Annotated in this window: 23 protein-coding genes; 15 read left to right on the top strand and 8 right to left on the bottom strand. The window is 74.1% G+C overall.

Features of this window, described 5'->3' with window-relative positions; translation table 11 throughout:
• The first annotated feature begins 1 nt into the window (after window position 1).
• On the top strand, window positions 2-310 hold the full coding sequence (locus tag R2E43_RS35230; RefSeq protein WP_003978083.1) for a DUF4235 domain-containing protein: 309 nt from the start codon (window positions 2-4) through the stop codon (window positions 308-310).
• A gap of 20 nt (window positions 311-330) precedes the next feature.
• On the opposite strand, the gene R2E43_RS35225 is transcribed toward R2E43_RS35230, so the two are convergent.
• Window positions 331-726, bottom strand: a complete 396-nt coding sequence (locus R2E43_RS35225; protein WP_003978082.1) for a VOC family protein — start codon at window positions 724-726, stop codon at window positions 331-333.
• 191 nt (window positions 727-917) lie between these two features.
• Here R2E43_RS35225 and R2E43_RS35220 point away from each other — a divergent pair, with 191 nt between their 5' ends.
• Both R2E43_RS35220 and R2E43_RS35215 read left to right on the top strand, forming a co-directional pair.
• Complete coding sequence (locus R2E43_RS35220; protein ID WP_030869326.1) at window positions 918-1,859, top strand: NADP-dependent oxidoreductase; 942 nt, start codon at window positions 918-920, stop codon at window positions 1,857-1,859.
• Between the two features lie 184 nt (window positions 1,860-2,043).
• Window positions 2,044-2,430, top strand: a complete 387-nt coding sequence (locus R2E43_RS35215) for an anti-sigma factor antagonist (RefSeq protein ID WP_030869323.1) — start codon at window positions 2,044-2,046, stop codon at window positions 2,428-2,430.
• Here R2E43_RS35215 and R2E43_RS35210 read toward each other — a convergent pair.
• Window positions 2,396-3,349, bottom strand: coding sequence for a ribose-phosphate diphosphokinase (locus tag R2E43_RS35210; RefSeq protein ID WP_011027351.1), 954 nt, complete (start codon window positions 3,347-3,349; stop codon window positions 2,396-2,398). The two genes, R2E43_RS35215 and R2E43_RS35210, sit on opposite strands and share 35 nt — an antisense overlap.
• A 201-nt stretch (window positions 3,350-3,550) precedes the next feature.
• Between R2E43_RS35210 and otr(A) the strand changes: the two genes are divergently transcribed.
• Entirely contained in the window at window positions 3,551-5,458 is a 1,908-nt protein-coding gene (gene otr(A) / locus R2E43_RS35205; RefSeq protein WP_011027352.1) for a tetracycline resistance ribosomal protection protein Otr(A), read from the top strand.
• Window positions 5,459-5,475: 17 nt separating this feature from the next.
• Window positions 5,476-6,159 carry a DUF4230 domain-containing protein gene (locus R2E43_RS35200; RefSeq protein WP_011027353.1) on the top strand — a complete coding sequence of 228 codons (684 nt, stop codon included), beginning with the start codon at window positions 5,476-5,478 and terminating at the stop codon, window positions 6,157-6,159.
• Here the strand turns inward: R2E43_RS35200 and R2E43_RS39050 are convergent.
• Window positions 6,156-6,683, bottom strand: coding sequence for a hypothetical protein (locus tag R2E43_RS39050; RefSeq protein ID WP_375336286.1), 528 nt, complete (start codon window positions 6,681-6,683; stop codon window positions 6,156-6,158). The genes R2E43_RS35200 and R2E43_RS39050 overlap by 4 nt on opposite strands.
• A gap of 218 nt (window positions 6,684-6,901) precedes the next feature.
• Here R2E43_RS39050 and R2E43_RS35190 point away from each other — a divergent pair, with 218 nt between their 5' ends.
• Window positions 6,902-7,441, top strand: coding sequence for a VanZ family protein (locus R2E43_RS35190; RefSeq protein WP_003978074.1), 540 nt, complete (start codon window positions 6,902-6,904; stop codon window positions 7,439-7,441).
• A gap of 130 nt (window positions 7,442-7,571) precedes the next feature.
• Window positions 7,572-8,840, top strand: coding sequence for a glycoside hydrolase family 16 protein (locus tag R2E43_RS35185; RefSeq protein WP_136208174.1), 1,269 nt, complete (start codon window positions 7,572-7,574; stop codon window positions 8,838-8,840).
• Between the two features lie 38 nt (window positions 8,841-8,878).
• Here the strand turns inward: R2E43_RS35185 and R2E43_RS35180 are convergent, their stop codons facing one another.
• Window positions 8,879-9,115, bottom strand: coding sequence for a hypothetical protein (locus R2E43_RS35180; protein ID WP_003978072.1), 237 nt, complete (start codon window positions 9,113-9,115; stop codon window positions 8,879-8,881).
• 159 nt (window positions 9,116-9,274) lie between these two features.
• Between R2E43_RS35180 and R2E43_RS35175 the strand changes: the two genes are divergently transcribed.
• The 4 genes from R2E43_RS35175 (at window position 9,275) to R2E43_RS35160 (ending at window position 13,649) form a co-directional block, all read left to right on the top strand.
• A complete protein-coding gene (locus tag R2E43_RS35175) occupies window positions 9,275-10,306 on the top strand; it encodes a PHP domain-containing protein (protein WP_030869314.1) in 1,032 nt (343 codons plus the stop codon).
• A 55-nt stretch (window positions 10,307-10,361) separates the two neighbouring features.
• Entirely contained in the window at window positions 10,362-11,018 is a 657-nt protein-coding gene (locus tag R2E43_RS35170) for an HAD family hydrolase (RefSeq protein WP_003978070.1), read from the top strand.
• A gap of 103 nt (window positions 11,019-11,121) precedes the next feature.
• A complete protein-coding gene (locus R2E43_RS35165) occupies window positions 11,122-12,321 on the top strand; it encodes an FUSC family protein (protein ID WP_168715318.1) in 1,200 nt (399 codons plus the stop codon).
• A gap of 296 nt (window positions 12,322-12,617) precedes the next feature.
• Window positions 12,618-13,649: an SDR family oxidoreductase gene (locus R2E43_RS35160; RefSeq protein ID WP_093455493.1), complete on the top strand. Its 1,032-nt coding sequence runs from the start codon at window positions 12,618-12,620 to the stop codon at window positions 13,647-13,649.
• Between the two features lie 17 nt (window positions 13,650-13,666).
• On the opposite strand, the gene R2E43_RS35155 is transcribed toward R2E43_RS35160, so the two are convergent.
• Window positions 13,667-13,975, bottom strand: a complete 309-nt coding sequence (locus tag R2E43_RS35155; protein ID WP_003978067.1) for a hypothetical protein — start codon at window positions 13,973-13,975, stop codon at window positions 13,667-13,669.
• 64 nt (window positions 13,976-14,039) lie between these two features.
• Complete coding sequence (locus tag R2E43_RS35150) at window positions 14,040-15,329, bottom strand: ROK family transcriptional regulator (RefSeq protein ID WP_011027360.1); 1,290 nt, start codon at window positions 15,327-15,329, stop codon at window positions 14,040-14,042.
• Window positions 15,330-15,518: 189 nt separating this feature from the next.
• Between R2E43_RS35150 and R2E43_RS35145 the strand changes: the two genes are divergently transcribed.
• The 4 genes from R2E43_RS35145 to R2E43_RS35130 all read left to right on the top strand — a co-directional run bounded on the left by R2E43_RS35145 (window position 15,519) and on the right by R2E43_RS35130 (window position 19,757).
• Window positions 15,519-16,013: an FBP domain-containing protein gene (locus R2E43_RS35145; RefSeq protein ID WP_003978065.1), complete on the top strand. Its 495-nt coding sequence runs from the start codon at window positions 15,519-15,521 to the stop codon at window positions 16,011-16,013.
• A 106-nt stretch (window positions 16,014-16,119) separates the two neighbouring features.
• Entirely contained in the window at window positions 16,120-17,388 is a 1,269-nt protein-coding gene (locus R2E43_RS35140) for an FUSC family protein (protein WP_030869305.1), read from the top strand.
• Between the two features lie 60 nt (window positions 17,389-17,448).
• Window positions 17,449-18,501, top strand: a complete 1,053-nt coding sequence (locus R2E43_RS35135) for a hypothetical protein (RefSeq protein ID WP_332056963.1) — start codon at window positions 17,449-17,451, stop codon at window positions 18,499-18,501.
• Window positions 18,502-18,536: 35 nt separating this feature from the next.
• The gene (locus R2E43_RS35130; RefSeq protein WP_173668699.1) at window positions 18,537-19,757 is read left to right on the top strand and encodes a lactonase family protein; all 1,221 of its coding nucleotides are present in this window, start codon (window positions 18,537-18,539) and stop codon (window positions 19,755-19,757) included.
• On the opposite strand, the gene R2E43_RS35125 is transcribed toward R2E43_RS35130, so the two are convergent.
• Together R2E43_RS35125 and R2E43_RS35120 are read right to left on the bottom strand one after the other, a co-directional pair.
• Complete coding sequence (locus R2E43_RS35125; protein WP_011027363.1) at window positions 19,725-20,450, bottom strand: DUF2470 domain-containing protein; 726 nt, start codon at window positions 20,448-20,450, stop codon at window positions 19,725-19,727. The two genes, R2E43_RS35130 and R2E43_RS35125, sit on opposite strands and share 33 nt — an antisense overlap.
• A 107-nt stretch (window positions 20,451-20,557) precedes the next feature.
• Window positions 20,558-21,166 carry a TetR/AcrR family transcriptional regulator gene (locus R2E43_RS35120; RefSeq protein ID WP_003978060.1) on the bottom strand — a complete coding sequence of 203 codons (609 nt, stop codon included), beginning with the start codon at window positions 21,164-21,166 and terminating at the stop codon, window positions 20,558-20,560.
• Window positions 21,167-21,213 lie beyond the last annotated feature (47 nt).

Raw genomic sequence — 21,213 nt, 5'->3', positions numbered from 1 at the left:
CATGGCGAAGACGGCGAAGAAAAAGAAGAAGAAGCTCCCCCTCGCGTACAAGCCCGTCGGGTTCGCGCTCGGCTGGCTGGGCGGCACGCTGGCCGGAATGACCTTCCAGAAGACCTGGAAGGTGATCCGGCACGAGGACGACGCGCCCGACGCCCTCGACCCGGACCGCGGCTGGGGCGAGATCCTGCTGGCGGCCGCGATCCAGGGCGCCATCTTCGCCGCGGTGCGCAGCGCCGTGGACCGTACGGGCGCCAAGGCCATCGAACGCTCGACCGGTTCCTGGCCGGTCCCCGCGAAGGGCCGGGACTGACCCGCGCCGCCCGGCAGGGGCTAGCCCTGCTTGGGTGCCGTCGGTGCGAGAGTGCGGCGGAGGGTGAAGGAGTGGCCGGCCGGGTCGGAGAAGCCGCGCTCCTCGTGCGGGCCGGCCGGGTCCTTCGCCTCCACCGGACGTCCGCCGAGCCCCACGATCGCGCGCTCCGCCTCGTCCAGGTCCGCCACCACGAAGTCCAGGTGGACCTGGAGGGAGTTCTCCGGGCGCGGCCAGCTGGGCGGGGTGGCGTTCACGTCCCGCCGGAAGGCCATGCGGAAACCGCGGGGGCCCTCGATCTCGATCCGGTTGGCGCTCACGTCGCTCTCCTCCGCGCCCAGCAGCCCCTTGTAGAACTCGGCGAGCCGCTCGGGTTCGGCGCAGTCGAGCACCACGACGCCCGCGTTGACCAGTGCCATGTCTCCTCCGAAGGATTCCGGGCGCGGGGTGTCGTGCCCCCTGCCCTGTACCTTGCGGATATCCCGGCTGGGCGGAAACAGTCGGCGGAGCGCCACCGGCCGGTACCGCCCCGGACCGCGCCACCCGTCCCGTCTCCTCAACTCTCCTCCCCTCTCCTCCCACCCCTCCCCTCCCGAGTTGCGAGGTCTCGATGAACACCATGCGCGCCATCGGACAGGACGTCCTCGGCGGTCCCGAGGTCCTGAAGGAGGTGCGGCCCGAACGCCCCGAGCCGCGCCCGAACGAGGTGCTGGTACGGGTGCGTGCCGCCGGGGTGAACCCGACCGACTGGAAGCACCGGGCGACCGGCGGCTTCCTCGGCGAACCGCCCTTCGTACTGGGCTGGGACGTGTCGGGCGTGGTGGAGTCGGTGGGGATCGGCGTCGCCGCGTTCCGGCCCGGTGACGAGGTCTTCGGCATGCTGTCCTACCCCTTCGGCCACGGTTCCCACGCCGAGTACGTCACCGCCCCCGCGCGCACCTTCACGCGCAAGCCGTCCGGGATCGACCACGTCCAGGCGGGCGCCCTGCCCCTGGTCTCGCTGACGGCGTGGCAGGCCCTGGTGGAGCGCGCGGAGGTGCAGCCGGGGCAGCGGGTGCTCGTCCACGCGGCGGCCGGCGGTGTGGGCCATGTGGCGGTGCAGATCGCCAAGGCACGGGGCGCCCGGGTGATCGGCACGGCCAGCGCCGCCAAGCACGAGTTCCTGCGCTCCCTCGGGGCGGACGAGACCGTGGACTACCGGGAGACGGATTTCGCCGAGGCCGTGAAGGACGTCGACGTCGTCCTGGACACGATCGGCGGTGACACGTCACTGCGGTCCCTGCGGGTGCTGCGGCCGGGTGGAGTGGTGGTCTCGATCCTGCCGGTCGGGTCGGACGACTTCTACGAGGAGGCCGACCGGCTGGGGGTGCGGGCGGTGCGGATGCTGGTCGACGCCGACCGGGCCGGTATGGAGGAGATCGCCCGCCTGGTCGGGGCGGGACGGTTGCGCGCCACGATCGCACAGACGTTTCCGCTGGCCGAGGCGGCGCGGGCGCACACGCTGGGCGAGACCGGCCGCACCACGGGCAAGCTCGTCCTCGAGGTCGACTGAGCGGTCGACGGAGGGGCGGTCACCCCTGACCGGCGGACAGTCGGGCACGGCACTGAGATTTCAGTGACATATGTCAATCGAACATGCTCAAACTCGCTCGATCGGGGTAACTTTCCGAGCGGACTGGGTAGTTGAGCCCCCGGAAGCAGGCCGGACAGGCCGCGACAGGCTGGAGGCAAGGTTCGTGCGGCAGGAATCCGCGTCGCCCACCCGGCACCTACGGGTGCGCCACCACCGGGGACACACGGTGCTGGAGTTCCGGGGCGAGATCGACATCGCCTCGGCGGCGGAGATCGCCCCGTACCTGGACCGGGAGACGGGCCGTCCCGGCGCCCGGGTCGTCCTGGACCTCGACGGCATCGAGTTCTTCGACTGCTCCGGGCTGCGCCTGCTGTACCGGGCCCGCAGCCAGGTGCTGGACGGGGGCGGGCAGGTGCGCCTGGTGTGCACCCACGCGCTGACCCTGCGCATGCTGCGGATCACCGGCCTGGCGCGGCTGCTGCCGCCGTGGCCGACCCTGGACGAGGCCCTCGGCGTCAGCCGGCCGGCCGGGCGTCGAACAGGGCGCTGACCGACTCGCCGTTGTGGATGCGGCGCACCGCCTCGGCGAGCGCCGGGGCGATGGACAGGATCCGCAGTTTGTCCGTGTGGTCGTCCGCCGGGACCGGCACGGTGTTGGTGCACACGATCTCCAGCACGTCCGGCTGCTCGCTGAGGCGGCCCAGCGCACCGGCCGCGAACAGCCCGTGCGTACAGGCGAGGCGGATGGTGCGCGGGCCCGACTCCCGGAGCCGGTCGAGGAGTTCCAGAACCGTGCTGCCCTTGGCGATCTCGTCGTCGAGCACGATGACGTCCCGGCCCGCGACGTCCCCGATCACCGAGCTGATGCTGACCCGGTCGTCGGCGTACCGCTGCTTCGCCCCGGCCGCCACCTGGGCGCCGAGCATCCGGGCGAACGCCGCGGCCTCCTTGGCGTTGCCCAGGTCCGGCGAGACGACGGTCGCGCGGGAGAGATCGTACTGCCGGAAGTGCGCGGCCAGTTCCCGCAGCGCGTGCAGGTGGTCGACCGGGACGGAGAAGAAGCCGTGCACCTGGGGCGAGTGCAGGGTCATGGCGAGGACCCGGCTCGCCCCCGCCGCCACCAGCAGGTCGGCGACCAGGCGCCCGCCCAGCGAGATGCGCGGGGCGTCCTTCTTGTCGGAGCGGGCGTAGGAGTAGTGCGGCATGACCACCGTGATGCGGCCGGCCGACGCCCCGCGGGCCGCGTCGCACATCATCAGCAGCTCGACGAGGTGCTCCTGGACCGGTGTGACCAGCGGCTGGACGAGGAACACGTCCCGCTCGCGGCAGTTGGCCATCAGCTGCACCTCGAGGCAGTCGTTGGCGAACCGGCTGACCCGGGTGGGGCTGAGCGGCACGCCCAGCTGCGCGCAGACCTCCTCGGCCAGGTCGGGGTGGGCACTACCGCTGAACACGGCGATGTCTCGCACGGACCGCTCCTCGCGTGATCCTGTCCGGCCGGGATCCCCAGCTTACGGAAATCCTGTTGCGCCGCGCCCGGGGCCCCGCGCCATGATGGCGCCGTCCGAACTCCCACCGCCCTCCTCACGTCAGGATCCCCCGCATGCGCCGACTCCTCGGATTCCCCCAGCGCCCCTTCCGGCCCACGGCTCCCGAGGACTCCTGCACGCATGCGCACCCTGAACATCGGCATTCTGGCCCACGTCGACGCGGGTAAGACCAGCCTGACCGAACGGCTCCTGTTCGACCACGGCGCCGTCGACCGGCTCGGCAGCGTCGACGCCGGCGACACCCGTACGGACGACGGCGGCATCGAGCGCCGCCGCGGCATCACCATCCGCTCCGCCGTCGCCGCCTTCACCGTCGGCGACACGCGCGTCAACCTGATCGACACCCCGGGACACTCCGACTTCGTCGCGGAGGTCGAACGGGCCCTGGAAGTGCTCGACGGCGCGGTGCTGCTGCTGTCCGCCGTCGAGGGCGTCCAGGCGCGGACCCGCGTCCTGATGCGCGCGCTGCGGCGGCTGCGGCTGCCCACGATCGTGTTCGTCAACAAGATCGACCGGGCCGGCGCGCGCACCGACGGCCTCCTCGGTGACGTCCGGCGCCTGCTGACGCCGCACGTCGCGCCGCTGAACGAGGTGGCGGACGCCGGTACCCCGCGCGCCCGGGTCACCCGCCGCCCGCCGGACGGGCGGACCGCGCAGGCCCTCGCCGAGGTCGACACGGAGGTCCTGGCCGCGCTGGTCGACGGCCCCGAGCCGACCGGGGAGGACGTGGCCCGCGCCCTCGCCGCCCGTACCGCCGACGGCTCGTTCCACCCGCTGTACCACGGCTCCGCGCTCGGCGGACAGGGCGTCGCGGAGCTGGTAGAGGGCCTGCTCGGCCTGATCCCGGCCGCCACGCCGGGCACGTCCGGCGGCACGGAACCGCGCGGCACGGTCTTCGCCGTGCGCCCCGGACCCGCCGGCGAGCGCACCGCGTACCTCAGGCTGTACGGCGGCGAGGTGCACCCGCGCCGGCGGCTCACCTTCCTGCGGCGCGAGTCCGACGGGCGGACCACCGAGGTCTCCGGCCGGGTGACCCGCCTCGACGTCGTCGGCGGCGACGCCACGCTCACCGCCGGGAACATCGCCGCGCTCACCGTTCCCGGGGGCCTGCGCGTCGGCGACCGGCTCGGCGGACCGACCGACCGTGCACCGCAGTTCGCGCCACCGACCCTGCAGACGCTGGTCCGGGCCCGGCACCCGGAGCAGGCGGCGCCGCTGCGCTCCGCCCTGCTGGCGCTGGCCGACCAGGATCCGCTGCTGCACGCCCGACCGGCGGCGTCCGGCGCCACCGCCCTGCTCCTGTACGGCGAGGTCCAGATGGAGGTGCTCGCGGCGACACTGGCCGAGGACTTCGGGATCGAGGCGGAGTTCACGCCGGGCCGCGTCCGGTTCCTGGAGCGTCCGGCGGGCACCGGCGAGGCCGCGGAGGAGATGCCGTGGCTCGACCGCACCCGGTACTTCGCGACGATCGGGCTGCGCGTCGAACCGGGTCCGCGCGGCTCCGGCGGGGCCTTCGGGTACGAGACGGAGCTCGGCGCGCTCCCCCGGGCCTTCCACCAGGCCGTGGAGGAGACCGTCCACGACACGCTGCGGACCGGGCTCACCGGGGCGGCGGTCACCGACTACCGGGTCACACTGATCCGCTCCGGCTTCAGCTCGCCGCTCAGCACGGCCGCCGACTTCCGCGGGCTGACACCGCTCGTGCTGCGCCGTGCCCTCGCCCGCGCGGGGACCGTGCTCCACGAGCCGTACCAGGCCTTCGAGGCGGAGGTCCCGGCGGACACGCTGGCCGCCGTGACGGCCCTGCTGGCCTCGCTGGGCGCGGACTTCACCGGAACGACGGGGGGCGACCCCGCCTGGATCGTCACCGGCGAGCTGCCGGCCCGGCGGGTGCGGGAGGCCGAGCTGCGGCTGCCGGGACTGACGCGCGGGGAGGCGGTCTGGTCCTCCCGCCCTTGCGAGGACCGACCGCTGAAGCCCGGAAACTCTGGGCCTGGCACGGGAGTTGGCGGGCATTCGGGTGAGTAGGAAGGAGGGCCGTCGCCATGACGACTCCCGTCAGGAAGCCCACGAGCCCCACCGAGACGCCCACGCGCCGCATGCCCGGCTGGGCGAAGGTGCTGACCGCGCTGCTGCTGGTGCTCGTCGTGCTGTTCGCGGGGCTGCGCCTGAGTGTCGTACCGGGACTGAAGGACCTGTTCGGCTCCGAGACCCAGGACCGTTCGGGTCCCGCGCTGCTGAAGTCCGTCCAGGACATCAGCCGCTACGACGCCGCATCCGGCAACTTCCAGGTCGTCGTGGACCTGGAGAAGGACGCCAAGTTCCTGCCCGACGCTATCCGCGGCACCCGCACCCTGTACGTCGGGGCCGGCACCGTCGACGCCTTCGTCGACCTCGGCAAGGTGGACGAGGAGGACGTGAGGGTCGACGACGCGCGGACCTCGGCCACGCTCCGGCTGCCGCACGCCGCGCTGGGCGAACCGGCGCTCGACCCCGACCGTTCCTACGCGGTCTCCAAGCAGCGTGGCCTGCTCGACCGGCTCGGCGACCTGTTCTCGGACAACCCGAACGGCGAGCAGGCCGTGCAGAAGCTCGCCGCCCGGCACATCGGCGACGCGGCGAAGGACAGCGAGCTGAAGGCGCGGGCCGAGAGCAACACCACCGCCATGCTCCGGGGGCTGCTGACCTCCCTCGGCTTCGAGGAGGTACGGGTGACGTACGGGGCCTAGGCCGGGTCGGCCGTGGGTGCCGCCCGGCTCACCCGGACAGCACACCGGGGAGGGCCGGCGCGCCCAGCAGGGCGGTGCCGACCAGGAGCCACGCCGCGTGGTGCCTGCGGCACGGCGAACAGCACGGCGAGGACGACGCCGAGGACGGCCGGCACCAGCGACTGGCGCACGGGGTCGCGGACCGCCACCACCGCCGTGGCGGACAGGGCGACCAGCAGCAGCGCGAGAACGATCACGGCCTCAGTCACGGCGGCCCTCCTGCCTCCCGCCCACGAGCGCCCGGGAGGCGACCAGGTTGCCGCCGACCAGCAACGCCCCGACGACCAGCGGCTTGACCAGGCCCTGCCCGGACCGGTGGTCACCCCCACCGCCACCACGACCGCGGCGCCGAGGGCCGGCACGCTGGACAGGTTCAGCGCGGCGGCGCGGCGGCGCAGGGGCCCGGTCATCAGGCCCCACAGGGTGGCTCCGACTCCTGCGGCGAGCACCACGGCCGCGGCGAGGAGTGTCCTACGGCTCCGCACAAGCACCCCTTTTGCCACCGTTGTTCCGGCTTCGCCGCCATCCAAGCCCCGTGCGAGCGACGGCCGACGGCGGCGCGCGGCGGCACCCCCGCCGGAGTGCCCCGGCCGGGGGAGAACCGGACAGCTGTACGCGGGGACGCGCGGTTCGCCGGGCATCCTCGACGGTTGGGCGGGTAACCGGCCTACCACGCGGGGAAGTTGACGACTGGAGGACCGACATGGCTCGCGCCGCCTCACGACCACGTTCGCGGCCACACTCCCGCGCCGGCAAGCCGCGGGACGGCGACCGACCCGAACGGCACACCCTCGCCCTGCCGTTGCGGCTGCTGGCGACGGCGTGCGCGTTCGTCTTCATGGTGGCGTTCGCGGTGGTGCTGGCGCGGCTGACCCTGCACCCCTCCCCCGCCTCCGAGGCCCTGACGCACACCAACCTGCACCCCGGACGCTCGCTGAAGGCCTATCTGGACCAGCCCGCCCTGCGCGACGCGGTCAAACAGATCGGCGGGAACATCCTGCTCGGCGTGCCGTTCGGCGTCCTGGTCCCGGTCGTCGCCCCGCGCACGCGCGGGGTGCTGCGCGTGCTGGTGCTGACGGCCGTCGTGATGCTGCTGGTGGAGTCCGCGCAGGGCGTCCTGGTCACCGGGCGGGCCTTCGACGTCGACGACGTCATCCTCAACACCACTGGGGCCCTGATCGGTTACCTGCTCCTCGGCCGGCGCATGAGCCGCACGGTGCACGCGCGCGGGGGACGTACCTGAGACCGGGCCATCCGGTCCGTACCAAGGTATTGACCGCCCCTTATCTCACTACTTGAATAAAGAGGCGTCACCCCCAACCCCCCACCTCGGTCGGCGCCTTCGCGCGAGGCGCCGTACGGAAGGGAGAGCCGTGGCCCGCCCACGCCTGCTCCGCAGATGCCTCCTCGCCGCCGCCCTGTCCGCCGGGCTGGCCGCTTCCCTCGTGACCGGCCCCGCCCAGGCGGACCCGGAAACCTCCCGGGCCGCCGGGTCCGTCGGGTCCGCCTCGTCCTCCGCGGCGGCCGCCGTGGCCTTCTCCGACACCTTCGACGGCCCGGCCGGCGCCGCCGTCGACTCCTCGAAGTGGCAGATCGAGACCGGCGACAACGTCAACAACCACGAGCGGCAGTACTACACCTCCGGCAACAAGAACGCCGCCCTGGACGGCCAGGGCCACCTGGTCGTCACCGCCCGCAAGGAGAACCCGGCCAACTACCAGTGCTGGTACGGCACCTGCCAGTACACCTCCGCCCGGCTCAACACCTCGGGGAAGTTCACCGCGCAGTACGGCCACGTCGAGGCACGGATGAAGGTGCCGCGCGGCCAGGGCATGTGGCCCGCGTTCTGGATGCTGGGCACCCCGGTGAACTGGCCGGACTCCGGCGAGATCGACATCATGGAGAACGTCGGCTTCGAGCCGTCCACCGTGCACGGCACCATCCACGGCCCGGGCTACTCCGGCTCGGGCGGTATCGGCGCGGGATACACCCTGCCGGGCGGCCAGGCCTTCGCCGACGCCTTCCACACCTTCGCCGTCGACTGGGCGCCCGACTCCATCACCTGGTCGGTGGACGGCACCGTCTACCAGCGGCGCACCCCGGCCGACCTGGGCGGGAAGCAGTGGGTGTTCAACCGGCCGTACTTCCTGATCCTGAACCTGGCGGTCGGCGGCTACTGGCCCGGCGACCCGGACGGCTCCACGGTCTTCCCGCAGACCCTCGTCGTCGACCACGTGTCGGTGACGACGGGCGACTCCCCCACGGGCGGCGCGATCCGGGGCCTGGCCGGCAAGTGCGTGGACGTCGCCGCGGCGAACACCGCCAACGGCACGCCCGTACAGCTCTACGACTGCAACGGCACGGCGGCCCAGCGGTGGACGGTGGGCTCCGACGGCACGATCCGCGCGCTGGGCAAGTGCCTGGACGTCAACGCCGGCGGCACGGCGGACGGCACGGTCGTCCAGTTGTGGGACTGCAACGGCAGCGCCGCCCAGCGCTGGGCCGTCACCGCCGCGCGCGACATCGTCAATCCCCAGGCCGACAAGTGCCTCGACGTCACCGGCAACAACGCGGCCAACGGCACCCGGCTGCAGATCTGGACCTGCACGGGCGGCGCCAACCAGAAGTGGACGGTCGGCTGAGACACCGGGCGGGGGCGGGGCCCCTGCGGGGGCTCCGCCTAGTGCGGCTTCCAGGTGAACTTGTCCCCGCCCACCCAGCGGACCACGTCCGGGTCGTCCAGGTCGTGGACCGTGATGCCGAACGCGGCGGCGGCCTCCAGGACGTCGGTGACGGCCTTGGCCTCACCGACCACCTGGCCGTCGATCTCCACGATCCGGAACGGGGGCGGGCCCGCCTGCACCCCGAGCACGAGGATCCGCGGACTGCCGATGTGCGGGCTGTCGATCTCGGTCATGCCTAGAGGGTAGGCCGCAACCCGCGCCGGCGAGGACCCGGCCGGTCCGGGACGGGCGGACCCGCCCGGCTCGTGGTGCGGGTCCCGGTGCCCTGGGGAACCCTGGAGATGCCGGTGGAGTCCGGTGGGGAGCGGTCGAGGTCGCACGAGGAGGTCGCGATGGACCCCGTCGAGGCACTGGAGCGGATCGCGTTCCTCCTGGAGCGGTCCCAGGCCCCGACGTACCGTGTCCGGGCCTTCCGTACCGCCGCGGGGGTGCTCGGTGGGCTGTCCTTGACCGAGCTGCGCGAGCGGGCGGGCTCCCTGGAGTCCCTGAAGGGGGTCGGCCCCAAGACGGCGCAGGTGGCGCGCGAGGCCCTGGACGGCCAGGTGCCCGGCTACCTCGCGAAGCTGGAGGACGAGGCGGACTCCCCGCTCGCCCGGGGCGGTGAACGGCTGCGCGAGCGGCTGCGCGGCGACTGCCATCTGCACTCGGACTGGTCCGACGGCGGCAGCCCGATCGAGGAGATGGGCCGGACCGCGGCGGCGCTCGGGCACGAGTGGGCGGCCCTGACCGACCACTCGCCGCGGCTGACGGTGGCCCGCGGGCTCTCCCCGGCGCGGCTGCGCGAGCAACTGGACGTGGTGGCGGAGCTGAACGCCACCTGGGCGCCGTTCCGGCTGCTGACCGGCATCGAGTGCGACATCCTCGACGACGGCTCGCTCGACCAGGAGCCGGAGCTGCTGGAGCGGCTGGACGTGGTCGTCGTGTCCGTGCACTCCAAGCTGCGGATGGACGCCCGCTCGATGACCCGCCGGATGGTGGCCGCCGTCCGCGATCCGCACGCGGACGTGCTCGGGCACTGCACCGGCCGGCTGCTGACCGGGCGGGGGCGCCCGGAGTCGGCGTTCGACGCGGACGAGGTGTTCGCCGCGTGCGCGGAGGCCGGCACGGCCGTGGAGATCAACAGCCGCCCGGAGCGGCTCGACCCGCCGCGGCGGCTGCTGCGCCGTGCGGTGGCGGCCGGCGTGCTGTTCTCGATCGACACGGACGCGCACGCGCCGGGTCAGCTGGACTGGCAGATCCACGGGTGCGCCCGGGCCGAGGAGTGCGGGGTGCCCCCGGAGCGCGTGGTGACGACCTGGTCCCTGGACGAGCTGCTGGCCTGGACGCGAGAGGGCCGGACACCGGCCGGAGTGGCCAGCGGCTGACGTGGTACCCGCCCGCCGATCCACGGGCCGGAAAAGGACCAGGAAGGAACAGCGCATGCAACGGGCGGCCGTGTTCGACGTCGACGGGACCCTCGTCGACACCAATCACCTGCACGTGACCACCTGGTGGGAGGCGTTCCGGCAGGCGGGGCACCGGGTGCCGATGCACGCCGTGCACCGGGCCGTGGGCCTGGCCTCGGGCGACCTCGTCGCCCGGCTGCTCGGCGAGGACCGGGACAAGGAGCAGGACGCGGAGCTGAGCGCCGCGCACAAGGCACTGTACGGACAGTACTTCGACCGGCTGCCGGCGCTGCCGGGCGCCGGGGACCTGCTGCGCCGCCTGGCCGCGGACGGCTGGACGGTGGTGCTCGCCACCTCGGCGGGCGGGTCGGAGCTGGGCGCCCTGCGGCGCGCGATCGACGCGGACGACGCGATCGAGGCCACCGCGAGCGCCGACGACGTGGACGCGGGCAAGCCCGCCCCGGAGCCGGTCGAGCACGCCCTGGAACTGGCCGGGGTACCGGCCGAGCGGGCCGTCTTCGTCGGCGACACCGTCTGGGACATGCGGGCGGGCAGCCGCGCCGGAGTGCGCTGCGTGGGCGTACTGTGCGGCGGTCTCCCCCGCGCCGACCTGGAGGAGGCGGGAGCGGAGGCGGTCTACGCCGACCCGGCCGACCTGCTGGCCTCGCTGCGTGGGAGCCCCCTGGCATGAGGCACCTGTTCCTGCCCAGCACGCCCCGGCCGCGGTTCCCTCGCCCGCCCCGCCGCCCGGGCACCGAGACGGGTCCGCCGCTCGCGCGGACGTCCGGCACCGTATGAGCGCTGTGACACACACCCTCCGGGAGGCACTCCGGGGACGGCGGCCCGCGGCCGCGGTGTGGTGGGAGGCGTGTGCCGTCGGACGGGCCGTCCGCGCCGCCTGGCGGGGGCCGGGGCGGGAGCGCGACCTGGTCGTGCAGTCGCTCAAGGCGGCGGGCGCCGCGCTGATCGCCTGGACCGTGGCGGGCGTGTGGCTGGGCGACCCCATGGCGCTGATGGCTCCCTGGGTGGCGCTGGTCCTGGTGCAGGCCACCGTCTACAGCTCGGTACGGCAGGCCGGGCAGCAGTTCGCGGCGATCTGTACCGGCGCGCTGCTGGCGTCGGCGGCGCAGGCGATCATGGACGACAACACGGGGGCGCTGGTGCTGTCACTGCCGGTGCTGATGCTGGTGGCGAACTGGTCGCGGTTCGGCGGGCAGGGCATCTACGCGGCCACCACGGCGGTGTTCGTCCTGGCCTCCGGCACGGCGGTGTCGGCCGCCGCGGTCGGTCACCGGGTGGGGCAGGCGGCGCTCGGGGCGGTCATCGGCGTGGCGGTCAACGCCCTGGTGCTGCCGCCGATCCATCTGCGGGACGTGCGCGAGAACCTCGCGGCGCTGGCCCGGGAGGCGGGCGACCTCCTGCACTCCGTCGCCGCCGACCTGCGGGAGACCCAGTGGGACGCGCAGAGCGCGGCCGGCTGGACCAGTGACGCGGCACGGCTCGAGCGGCGGCTGGAGGCGCTGTACTCCGCCCGGTCGTGGAGCCGGGAGAGCCTGCGGCTGACCTCGGGCCGGCTGCGGCGGCTGCACCGCGCTCCCACCGTCGTGCCGCCGGAGGACGAGGACCGGCGGTGGAGCCGGGTCACCGGGAACCTCGGCGCGCTGACCCGGACCCTGGCGGTGGCGGCCGACGAGCACCGGACGCCCGCACCGCCCGAGGGTCCGGTCCTGGACCTGTACGCGCGCCTGCTGCGGCTGATCGGCGACGCCTGTCACACCGAGGCGGGCCGGTGGGCGGGCGAGCGGCCCGGGGCCGATCCGGCGACGGCCACCGAGGAGACGATGGAGGAGCTGCACCGGCGGCTCCAGGAGGGGCTGCGGGAGCACGCCGGGCAGGGCGCCGCCCGGACCGCGGTGCTCGGCACGCTGCTGCTGCAGGCGGAGAACCTGTGGGCCGAGATCGTGCCCGAGCCCCGTGAGTCCGCCGAGCAGTGACACACATCACCCCAAACCACGACAGACGGTGGAACACCGGCCGGTGGTTCGCCGTTGAACAGAGCGTGGGTACGGACGGGACAGTGTCCCCGGGCCCCACCTATTGCCCACAGGGACGATCGTTCGGCTGAAGCCCTGTGGAGCCTTTCGCCGAGAGCCGACCGCCGTCCGTACTCACCTCGTACCGCCCCGATCGTGATTCCCCCGTCGCGGTCGGGGCTTCTCCTTGCGTGCCCTTCCCGGGCTGCGGGTACCCGGTGCTCTCCGCACGGGCAGCCGGCCGAGAGGAGCACAGGGTGAGCAGCGCAACGGGCAGCAAAATCGTGATCACGGGTGCCACGGGCAACGTGGGCACCAGCGTGGTGCGGCTTCTCTCCGAGGATCCGGAAGTCGGGACCGTGCTGGGGCTGGCCCGGCGGATCCCCGACTGGTCGCCCGCGAAGACGGAGTGGGCCGCGGTCGACCTGGCCTCGGAGCAGAGCGACCTGACGAGCCACTTCGCGGACGCCGACGCGGTGGTCCATCTGGCCTGGGCGTTCCAGCCGACGCACGACCCGGCGACGACCTGGCGCACGAACGTGCTCGGCTCCATCCGGGTGTTCGAGGCGGTGGCCGCGGCCGGGGTACCGGCGCTGGTGCACGCCTCGTCGGTCGGCGCGTACTCGCCGGGGCCGAAGAATCACGCGGTGGACGAGTCCTGGCCGACGCACGGCTGGCCGGACGCCGCGTACTGCCGGGAGAAGGCCTATCTGGAACGGGCCCTGGACACCTTCGAACGCGATCACCCGGGGATCCGGGTGGTGCGGATGCGGCCGGCCTTCCTCTTCAAGCGGGAGTCGGCCAGCGAGCAGCGCCGGATCTTCGGCGGCCGGTTCCTGCCCGGTCCGGCGGCTCGTCCGGAGCTGCTGCCGTTCCTGCCGGACGTCCCCGGTCTGCGGGTACAGGCCCTGCACACGGACGACGCGGCCCGGGCCTACCGGCTGGCGGTGCGGTCCGCGGACGCCCGGGGCGCGTTCAATCTCGCGGCCGAGCCGCCGGTGGACGCCGAACTGCTCGGCGAGCTGCTCGGGGTGCGCCCGGTGCGCCTGCCGCGCGCCGCGGCCCGCTCGGCGATCGCGGCCGCGTGGGGGATGCGGCTGCTGCCCGCCTCACCGCACCTGTTCGACGCGGTGCTGCGGCTGCCGGTCATGGACTGCACCCGGGCGCGGGTGGAGCTGGGCTGGGGCGCGACCCGCACCGCCACGGAGGTGCTGGAGGAGTTCCTGCGGGGACTGCGGCAGGGCGCGGGGGCGGACACGGAGCCGATGCGCGGACGCAAGGTCGGCTGAGCCGCGTGGGCCGGGCCTCAGCCGGAGGACTCGTCGGGCACCGGGTGCTCGGGGTGTACGGCGGCCGAGTGCGGCGCACCCTGCCGGCCCGTGCCCGCCTCGTCGGTGTCGGGTACGTCGGGCACGGGCCCCGTCTCCGCGTCACCGGCGCTCTCCGCGTCGTCCTCCGGCCGTTCGCCGTCCGGACCCTGCCGGTGTTCGCTCTGCTCGCGGGTGGGCGAGGCGGCCTCCCACGGGTCGTCGTGGTCGCCGGCCTGCTGGTCGGGCATGTCGCGCGGGACGGGGGCACCGTTCTCACCCGGTCCTTCGTGGCGGTGGTCGGACACGGCGCGCTTCCTTCCCATGGGTTTCGGAGCGACGTCGGGTACCTCCGCGGCGACCGGCGAAACCTCAGTGCGGCGCCCGCTCCTCGAGCGCCGTGCGCCAGGCCGGGACCGGGTACTCGGGGGCCGGTTCGGGGCGTCTGCCGCCCCGGGCGAAGAAGTCGGCCAGGGGCAGGATCGCGGCGCCGACGGTGACGGCGTCCGGGCCGAGCCGCCCCAGGTCGACCGTCACCTTCCGGGCGGGATGGCGCAGCGCGTACGACACGGCGTGGCGCCGTACGGCGGGCAGGAAACGGGCGCCGAGCTGGAGGCCTGCCCAGCCGCCGATGAGGATGCGCTCCGGCTGGAAGAGGTTGATCAGGTCGGACAGGCCCGCGCCCAGGTACTCGGCGGTCTCCTCCAGCACGGCGAGCGCCACCGGGTCGGCCGCCGCGCCGTCGGCCGGGTAGGCGGCGGCGAGCATCGCGGTGAGGGCGGTCTCCTCGTCGGTGCCCTCGGGCACCCGGCCGCCCTCCTCCCGCCAGCGGGCCAGCAGCGACTCCGCACCGGCGTACGCCTCCAGGCAGCCGAGTGCTCCGCAGCGGCAGCGGCGGCCCCTGACCCGGACCGTCAGGTGCCCCCATTCGACCGCCCGGCCCTGCTCGGCCTCGGGGGTGACGAGGCTGGCGCCGACACCGGAGCCGAAGAGGACCACGACCGCGTTGCGGGCACCGCGGCCGGCGCCGAACCACATCTCGGCCTGGCCGAGGGTCTTGGCGCCGTTGTCGATGAGGCAGGGGACGGTGTCGGGCAGTGGTGAGCCGGCGCGGAGCAGGGCCTCCAGCGGGACCGCGTCCCAGCCGATGGTCTGGCCGTGCACCACGGCACCGCGGTCGGCGGTGTGCTCGACGATGCCGGGGACGCCGATCCCGGCGCCGAGCAGCCGCTCGGGCGGGAGTCCGGCCGTGGCCAGCACCTCGGCGATGCCGTCGCGGACGTGTCCGACGATGACGTCGACGTCGTGCCGTTGCGGGGCCAGCGGGCGTTCGGCGCGGGCGAGTTCGGTGAGCGTGAGGTCGAACAGTTCGACCCGCACCCGGGTCTCGCCGACGTCCACGCCGATCATGTGTCCGCTGGCGGGGGCCACCCGCAGCAGGGTGCGGGGCCTGCCGCCGTCGGAGTCGACGCTGCCGGCCTCCTCCACCAGTCCGTCGGCGACCAGGTCGGCGACCACGTTGCTGACGGAACCCGAACTGAGGCCGGTCGCCGGACCCAGCTCGAAGCGGCTGAGCGGTCCGTCGAAGTAGAGCCGTTGCAGCACGGCCGTACGGTTGGCCCTCCTGAGGTCGCGCACCGTGCGCCCGTTCCGCCCCGCCATGTGGCTCCTCCCGTACCGTGCCCGGTCTGCAAGATACCTCCGCCGGACGGCCGCACGCGACTTCCCTTTGCTCTTAATTCATGCTATGAACTCGCCTCCCCGAAATCCGCTGGCGATTTCACCCGTAGGCTATCTACGCTAGGCGGAAACCTAGAGATCCTAGGTTCCTTTGACCCAGGGGAGGCTCCCGTGAGAGCACTCGACGAGCAGGACGTCCGCACCTCCTTCATCAACTGCTCGAAGGGCGAGGCCAAGCGGCTGGCCGTCCCCCGCGACCTGGACGAGCGCCCCTGGGACGATCTCGACTTCCTCGGCTGGCGGGACCCCGGGGCACCCGACCGCAGCTACCTGGTCGCCGACCTCGACGGGCGTCCCACCGGCGTGGCACTGCGCTTCCAGCCGGCCCGCAGCGGCTACTTCCAGCGCAGCATGTGCGCGCTGTGCCTGACCACCCATCCCCGGGGCGGCGTGGCCCTGATGACGGCACGCAAAGCCGGAGCGGCCGGCCGTGAGGGCAACTCGGTGGGCCTGTACATGTGCACCGATCTCGCCTGTTCGCTGTATCTGCGGGGCAGGAAGGTCTCGCAGAGCGGGGCCCGCTTCGAGGAGAGCCTCACCCTGGAGGAACAGGTCGCCCGGACGCTGGGCAATCTGTCCGCGTTCGTCGCCAAGGTGACCGGCTGACCCGTCCGGCGGCGCCCGGCGCGTGAGAGGGGGTCCGGCCGCCCGCGTCCGGCTACCGTCCTGATCGGACACGTTCGAGGCGCCTGCGGAAGGGAACAGCCCGAGGATGCGGGATGTGCTTGAGGCCGCGAGGGCGGCTCTGCGGCGGGTGAAGTGGCTGCGGGACCCCATGGTCGTACAGGCCCTGCGCTCCGCCGCCGCGGCCTCGATCGCCTATGTCATCGCGGTGCGGCTGACCCCCGACAAGTCGGCGGCACCGCTCACCGCGCCCCTGACCGCGCTGCTGGTCGTCCAGGTCACCCTGTACGCCACGCTGAAGATGAGCTTCCGCCGGGTGAACGCCGTGGTCGCGGGTGTCCTGGTCGCGATCGCCTTCAGTCAGCTGGTCGGGCTCAGCTGGTGGAGCCTCGCCCTGATCATCGTGGCCGCGCTGGGCGTCGGGCACCTGGTGCGCGCCGAGGAGTTCACCGCCGAGGTGGCGATCAGCGCGATGCTGGTGCTCGGCGTCACCTCGCACGGGAGCCTGGCCTGGGCCCGGGTGGTGGAGACGCTGATCGGGGCGATCGTCGGCCTCGTCTTCAACCTGATCCTCGCACCTCCGGTGTGGGTGGAGCAGGCCGGGGAGTCCGTCGTGGGGCTGGCCCGGCAGGTGCGCCAACTGCTGCTGCGCATGGGCGAGGAGGCCGCCGGCAGCACGCCGTTCCACCAGGCGGCGGCCCGGCTGCACGAGGCCCGCCGGCTCGACCACGACATCGGCGAGGTGGACGAGGACCTGCGCCAGGCCGAGGACAGCCTGCGGTTCAATCCCCGGGTGCGCGAGGGGCTGCTCCACCGGGTCGTGCTCCGTACCGGCCTGGACACCCTGGAGATCTGCACGGTGGTCATGCGGGTCCTCGCGCGCAGCTTCACCGACCTGGCCAAGGAGCGGGAGCCGGAGCCCCTGTTCGCGCCGGAGACGGGCGCCGCCGTCCAGCAGCTGCTGTCCGAGATCGCCGACGCCGTGGTCAGCTTCTCGGTCCTGGTCACCAGCAACGCCAGCGAGAACGCCGAGTCCGCGGAGGAGCGCCTGGCCACCGAGCTGCGCCAGGCCGCGGCCACCCGGGACCGGCTGGCCGACCTGCTGCTGGAGGAGGTCCGGCGCGACGCGACCCAGTGGCAGCTGCGGGGCGCGGTGCTGGCCGAGGTGAACCGGATCATCGACGAGATGGACACCGAGCACCGCTCCCGCCGGCTCCTGGAGGAGCTGGACCGCCACACGCGTGAGCAGCGGGAGCGCATGCCGCGGCTGACCCGGCTGCGGGACCGGGCGCGCGACCGGCTGCGGGCCGGGCCGCGCAGGCGGAACCGCGACACCGCCGCGCGGCGTTCCTCTTGAGGAAGGACGAAGCGCGCGCGGCCGGCGAAGGCGCGTGAACGGCGAATGAGGGGCGTTCGGATGACCGACACCAGTGTGCGGATCGACGGGAACCGGCTGTCGCTGCCGGGCGGGGCGACGGTCCGCTTCATACGCACCCTGCGGCTGCCCGAGACGGGCACGTATCCGCTGCCGCCCGGGCTCGGCGAGTTCCCGGTCCGCCGGGTCGCCGACTACGCCGACCGTGTGCCCGAGGCGTGGCGGGCGCGGGGCGGCGTGATGCTGCCGGTGTACCTGCGTGAGGCCATGTGGCTGAGCTTCGCGGGCACTCGGGAGCCCGCCGCGCTTCAGGTGGGAGTGGGCAAGGTGTGCGCGGTCTCGGGCAGGCCCTGGAGCGACCGGCTGTCCCGGGATCCGCAGAACTACGTGGTCCTTCCCCGCCAGCCCTGGCTGGACGGCATCAACTCCGGAACCGGCACGGTCCGTCAGTTCGTGGCGGTGCCGCTCGGCATGGGGGCGAGTGTCGAGGGCCAGGTCACCGGCGAGGAGGTCTGGGGAGGCGTCCAGTTGCAGGCGTTCACCCTCAATGACACCGAGCTGGCCCGCTGGCGCGAGGAGGAGCGGCGCCGTGCGGAGACGGCCCGCAGGGCGGCCCGTCCGGGCGGGGCCCTCGGCGCTCCGGCACCGGCGTCGGCACCGGCCGCCCCGGGCGCGGCCCCGGCGTACGGCGGTGCGGCCCGGCCCCGGTCGGCGCCCGCCATGGGTCTGGGGGTCGGCGGCTCCATGCGCCAGGAGGTGTACCGCGACCAGCGGCCGCCGACGGACTGGGCCAAGCGCCCGGCGGGCCGGGTCTTCGTGCACCTGGTGACGCCGCCCGAGTGGCGCCGCATCACCGGCGAGGCGCCGCCGCCGTCCCCGGTGGACCGGGCCGCGTACACCCGGGCCGGCCTGCCCTGGTACGACTACTACGACCAGGACGCCCACGACCTCGCGCCCACCGAGCCGTTGCGGGACGTGCAGCCGGTCGGGGACTGGATCGGCGACGACCACGAGCCCTGGCAGCCGCCCGCGCCCCACCAGGTCCACCCGCTGGGGGACGCGCCGGGCAAGCCGGTGCAGGACGGGGACTGGTAGCGGCGCGAGGGGCGGTACGGGTGCGGGAGGACGGCATGGACGGGGCCGACTGGAGCAGGCGGCGACTGGTCGGGCTCCTCGCCCGGACCGCCGCCGCGGCGGCGGCACTCCCCGCGGCGGCGTGCGGCGGCCCGGCGGGGACTCAGGCGCCGGCCGCGGCGCCCACCGCGCCCCGGGCGAGCAGCGGTGCGTCCGGCAGGGCGCGGGGGGCCTCCGGCCGGCGCCCGCTCCTCCTCGGCACCTACACCTCCGCCGAGGGCGGCGGCCGGGGCATCGGGCTCGCGGAGTACGACCCCGCGACGGGCCGGATCACCGGGAGCGGCCTCCTCGCGGAGGTCGACGACCCCTCCTACCTGGCGGTGCATCCCGACGGCCGGACCCTGTACGCGGTGAACGAGCGCGAGGACGGGGCGGTGACCGCCGTCCGGCTGTCGGACCACAGGGTGCTGGGCAGCCGGAGCACCGGCGGCGCGGCGCCCTGCCACCTCTCGGTGCACCCCGGCGGGCGCTGGCTGTTCAGCGCCAACTACGGCTCCGGAAGCGTCGCCGTACACCCGGTCGACGCCTCCGGCGCACTGGGAGAACGCACCGGCCTGGTCACGCACGCCACTCCCCCGCCGGGCCCGGGACAGCGGGGCCCGCACGCCCACCAGGTCGTCACCGCCCCGGACGGGGCCCATGTCCTCGCCGTGGACCTCGGCACGGACACCGTGTACACCTACCGTCTGGACGAGGGCGCGGGGACCCTCGTGGAGGTCTCGCGGGCCCGGACCCGGCCGGGCGCCGGTCCCCGGCACCTCGCCTTCCACCCCGGCGGACGCCACGCCTATGTCGCCAACGAGGTCGACAACACCGTCGCGGTCTGCGCGTACGACCCGGGGACGGGACGGCTGGCCGTCGGCGAGCCGCAGTCCACCGGGGCGCCACCGGGCGGGGGGACCGGCGCCAACTACCCGGCGCAGATCCTGGTGACGTCCGACGGCGCGTACGCCTTCCTCGCCAACCGGGGGCACGACAGCGTCACGCGGTACGCGGTGGAGGCGGAGGGCGCCCGGCTCCGGCTCCTCGGCGCCGTGCCGGTGGGCGGCGACTTCCCCCGGCAGATCGCCTTCTCCCCGGACGGCGGGCTGCTGTTCGCGGCCAACCAGCGGTCCGGCACCGTCAGTACGTTCCGGGTGAGCGCGGGCGACGGCGGACTGCGGCGCACGGGAGAGCCCTTCGCCTCACCCGTCGCCGTCTGTGCGCTGCCGCTGTAGGGCCCGCGGACAGGAGACGGCGCCCGCCTGCGCGAGGAGCACGTGCACCCGCTCCGTGAGCTGTGCGACCTCGTCGGCGGGCGCGTGGAACGGCAGGCGTACGTCGCCGTGGTCACGGACGCGTTCGACCCGCAGGGTCAGGCCGTGCCGGTCGACGGCGAGCGGCCGCACCCGGACCGCTCCGTGCAGGCTGTCCGGGTCGACGAGCCGGGTCAGCCGCTGCACGGCGTCGTCGTGGCAGTCGGCGAGATGGGTCAGCAGCCGCGCCTCCGCCAGGGCCAGCGGATCGGGCGCCGCGGCGGCGAACTCCTCGACGTCGACCACCACGGCGCCGGAGGGCCGCCGCAGCACCACGCGGGTGGGCCGGAAGGCCAGGTGCCCGTCCGTCACGGCGAACCAGCCGGCGAGCCAGAGCCGGGCCCTGATCCGGCTCCGCACCGGGACGGGCGCCACGTCGGCGAACTCCAGCACGCCGGACGGCTCTCCGCGGGGCGCGCACACCGCCGCGGCGAGCAGCGCGCTGTCCTCGGGCACGTGCAGGAGCACCCGGCCGTCGTCGGCCACGGTGTGCGCGCCGACGAACTCCTCGCGGCCGCCCTCCGCGGTCACCGCGCAGGACCAGGCGGCGGCGAGCACGGAACGGGCCTGTTCCGCCGCGCCGGGCGTTGCCGTCCAGGTGTGGCTGTCACCCATCCCAACCTCCGTTCACGATTCATTAGGTAAGGCTCACCTAACCTAGCGGAGATCGGGGAGTGCGCCAACCACGACAACCCCTCGAACCGGCATCCGGACCGGCGCCGTCAGGGCGCGACGGCCCCCAGCAGCGCCCGCGCGCACAGGTCCCGCACCTGCTCGCGGGCGGGCTCCGGATCCCGCAGCCACTCCAGGCACACCGCGGTGGTGAAGGCCAGCCAGCCGCGCACCGCGAGCCGCACGTCGCCGCGTTCCTCGAAGGCCGGGCCGAACTCCGGGTCGGCGGCGAGGGCGGCGAGGATCTGCCGCTCCTGCGCGGCGAGCGCCTTCTGGTAGACCCGGCGCACCGCCCGGTCACCGGCCGCGTCGGCGCGGTGGAAGGCGCGGTAGCCGTGCGCGTGGGCCCGGACGTACTCCAGGTACGCGTCGAGGCCCGCGGTGAGCTGCTCACGGACCGGGACGCCGGGCACGGCCGCCGTCATCCGCAGCATGCGCTCGCTCTCGCGCTCGACGACCGCCGCGAAGAAGTCCCGCTTGTTCGGGAAGTAGTGGTACAGCAGCCCGCGGGAGACACCGGCGATCTCGGCGACCTGCTCGATCCAGACCTCGTCGTAGGGGCTCTCCGAGAACAGCCGCGCGCCCACCGAGAGCAACTGCTCCCGGCGCTCGCCCGTGCTGAGCCGGCGGCGGATGCGCTCCCCCTGGTTCGCGGCCATGCCCCGCACCTTACTTGACGCGGGTTCAACAACGGGTCGAGACTGGG

The sequence above is a fragment of the Streptomyces violaceoruber genome (genome assembly GCF_033406955.1).
Taxonomy (GTDB): Bacteria; Actinomycetota; Actinomycetes; order Streptomycetales; family Streptomycetaceae; genus Streptomyces; species Streptomyces violaceoruber.
Note: the sequence above shows the minus strand (reverse complement) of the source record. Positions and strands in the feature narration are given on the sequence as shown.

Excerpts from the sequence above, each read along its gene's own strand:
- R2E43_RS35230 (WP_003978083.1), top strand. The coding sequence starts at position 2 with ATGGCGAAGACGGCGAAGAAAAAGAAGAAGAAGCTCCCCCTCGCGTAC.
- R2E43_RS35225 (WP_003978082.1), bottom strand. The coding sequence starts at position 726 with ATGGCACTGGTCAACGCGGGCGTCGTGGTGCTCGACTGCGCCGAACCC.
- R2E43_RS35220 (WP_030869326.1), top strand. The coding sequence starts at position 918 with ATGAACACCATGCGCGCCATCGGACAGGACGTCCTCGGCGGTCCCGAG.
- R2E43_RS35200 (WP_011027353.1), top strand. The coding sequence starts at position 5,476 with ATGACGACTCCCGTCAGGAAGCCCACGAGCCCCACCGAGACGCCCACG.
- R2E43_RS35190 (WP_003978074.1), top strand. The coding sequence starts at position 6,902 with ATGGCTCGCGCCGCCTCACGACCACGTTCGCGGCCACACTCCCGCGCC.
- R2E43_RS35180 (WP_003978072.1), bottom strand. The coding sequence starts at position 9,115 with ATGACCGAGATCGACAGCCCGCACATCGGCAGTCCGCGGATCCTCGTG.
- R2E43_RS35175 (WP_030869314.1), top strand. The coding sequence starts at position 9,275 with ATGGACCCCGTCGAGGCACTGGAGCGGATCGCGTTCCTCCTGGAGCGG.
- R2E43_RS35170 (WP_003978070.1), top strand. The coding sequence starts at position 10,362 with ATGCAACGGGCGGCCGTGTTCGACGTCGACGGGACCCTCGTCGACACC.
- R2E43_RS35165 (WP_168715318.1), top strand. The coding sequence starts at position 11,122 with ATGAGCGCTGTGACACACACCCTCCGGGAGGCACTCCGGGGACGGCGG.
- R2E43_RS35150 (WP_011027360.1), bottom strand. The coding sequence starts at position 15,329 with ATGGCGGGGCGGAACGGGCGCACGGTGCGCGACCTCAGGAGGGCCAAC.
- R2E43_RS35140 (WP_030869305.1), top strand. The coding sequence starts at position 16,120 with ATGCGGGATGTGCTTGAGGCCGCGAGGGCGGCTCTGCGGCGGGTGAAG.
- R2E43_RS35135 (WP_332056963.1), top strand. The coding sequence starts at position 17,449 with ATGACCGACACCAGTGTGCGGATCGACGGGAACCGGCTGTCGCTGCCG.
- R2E43_RS35130 (WP_173668699.1), top strand. The coding sequence starts at position 18,537 with ATGGACGGGGCCGACTGGAGCAGGCGGCGACTGGTCGGGCTCCTCGCC.
- R2E43_RS35125 (WP_011027363.1), bottom strand. The coding sequence starts at position 20,450 with ATGGGTGACAGCCACACCTGGACGGCAACGCCCGGCGCGGCGGAACAG.
- R2E43_RS35120 (WP_003978060.1), bottom strand. The coding sequence starts at position 21,166 with ATGGCCGCGAACCAGGGGGAGCGCATCCGCCGCCGGCTCAGCACGGGC.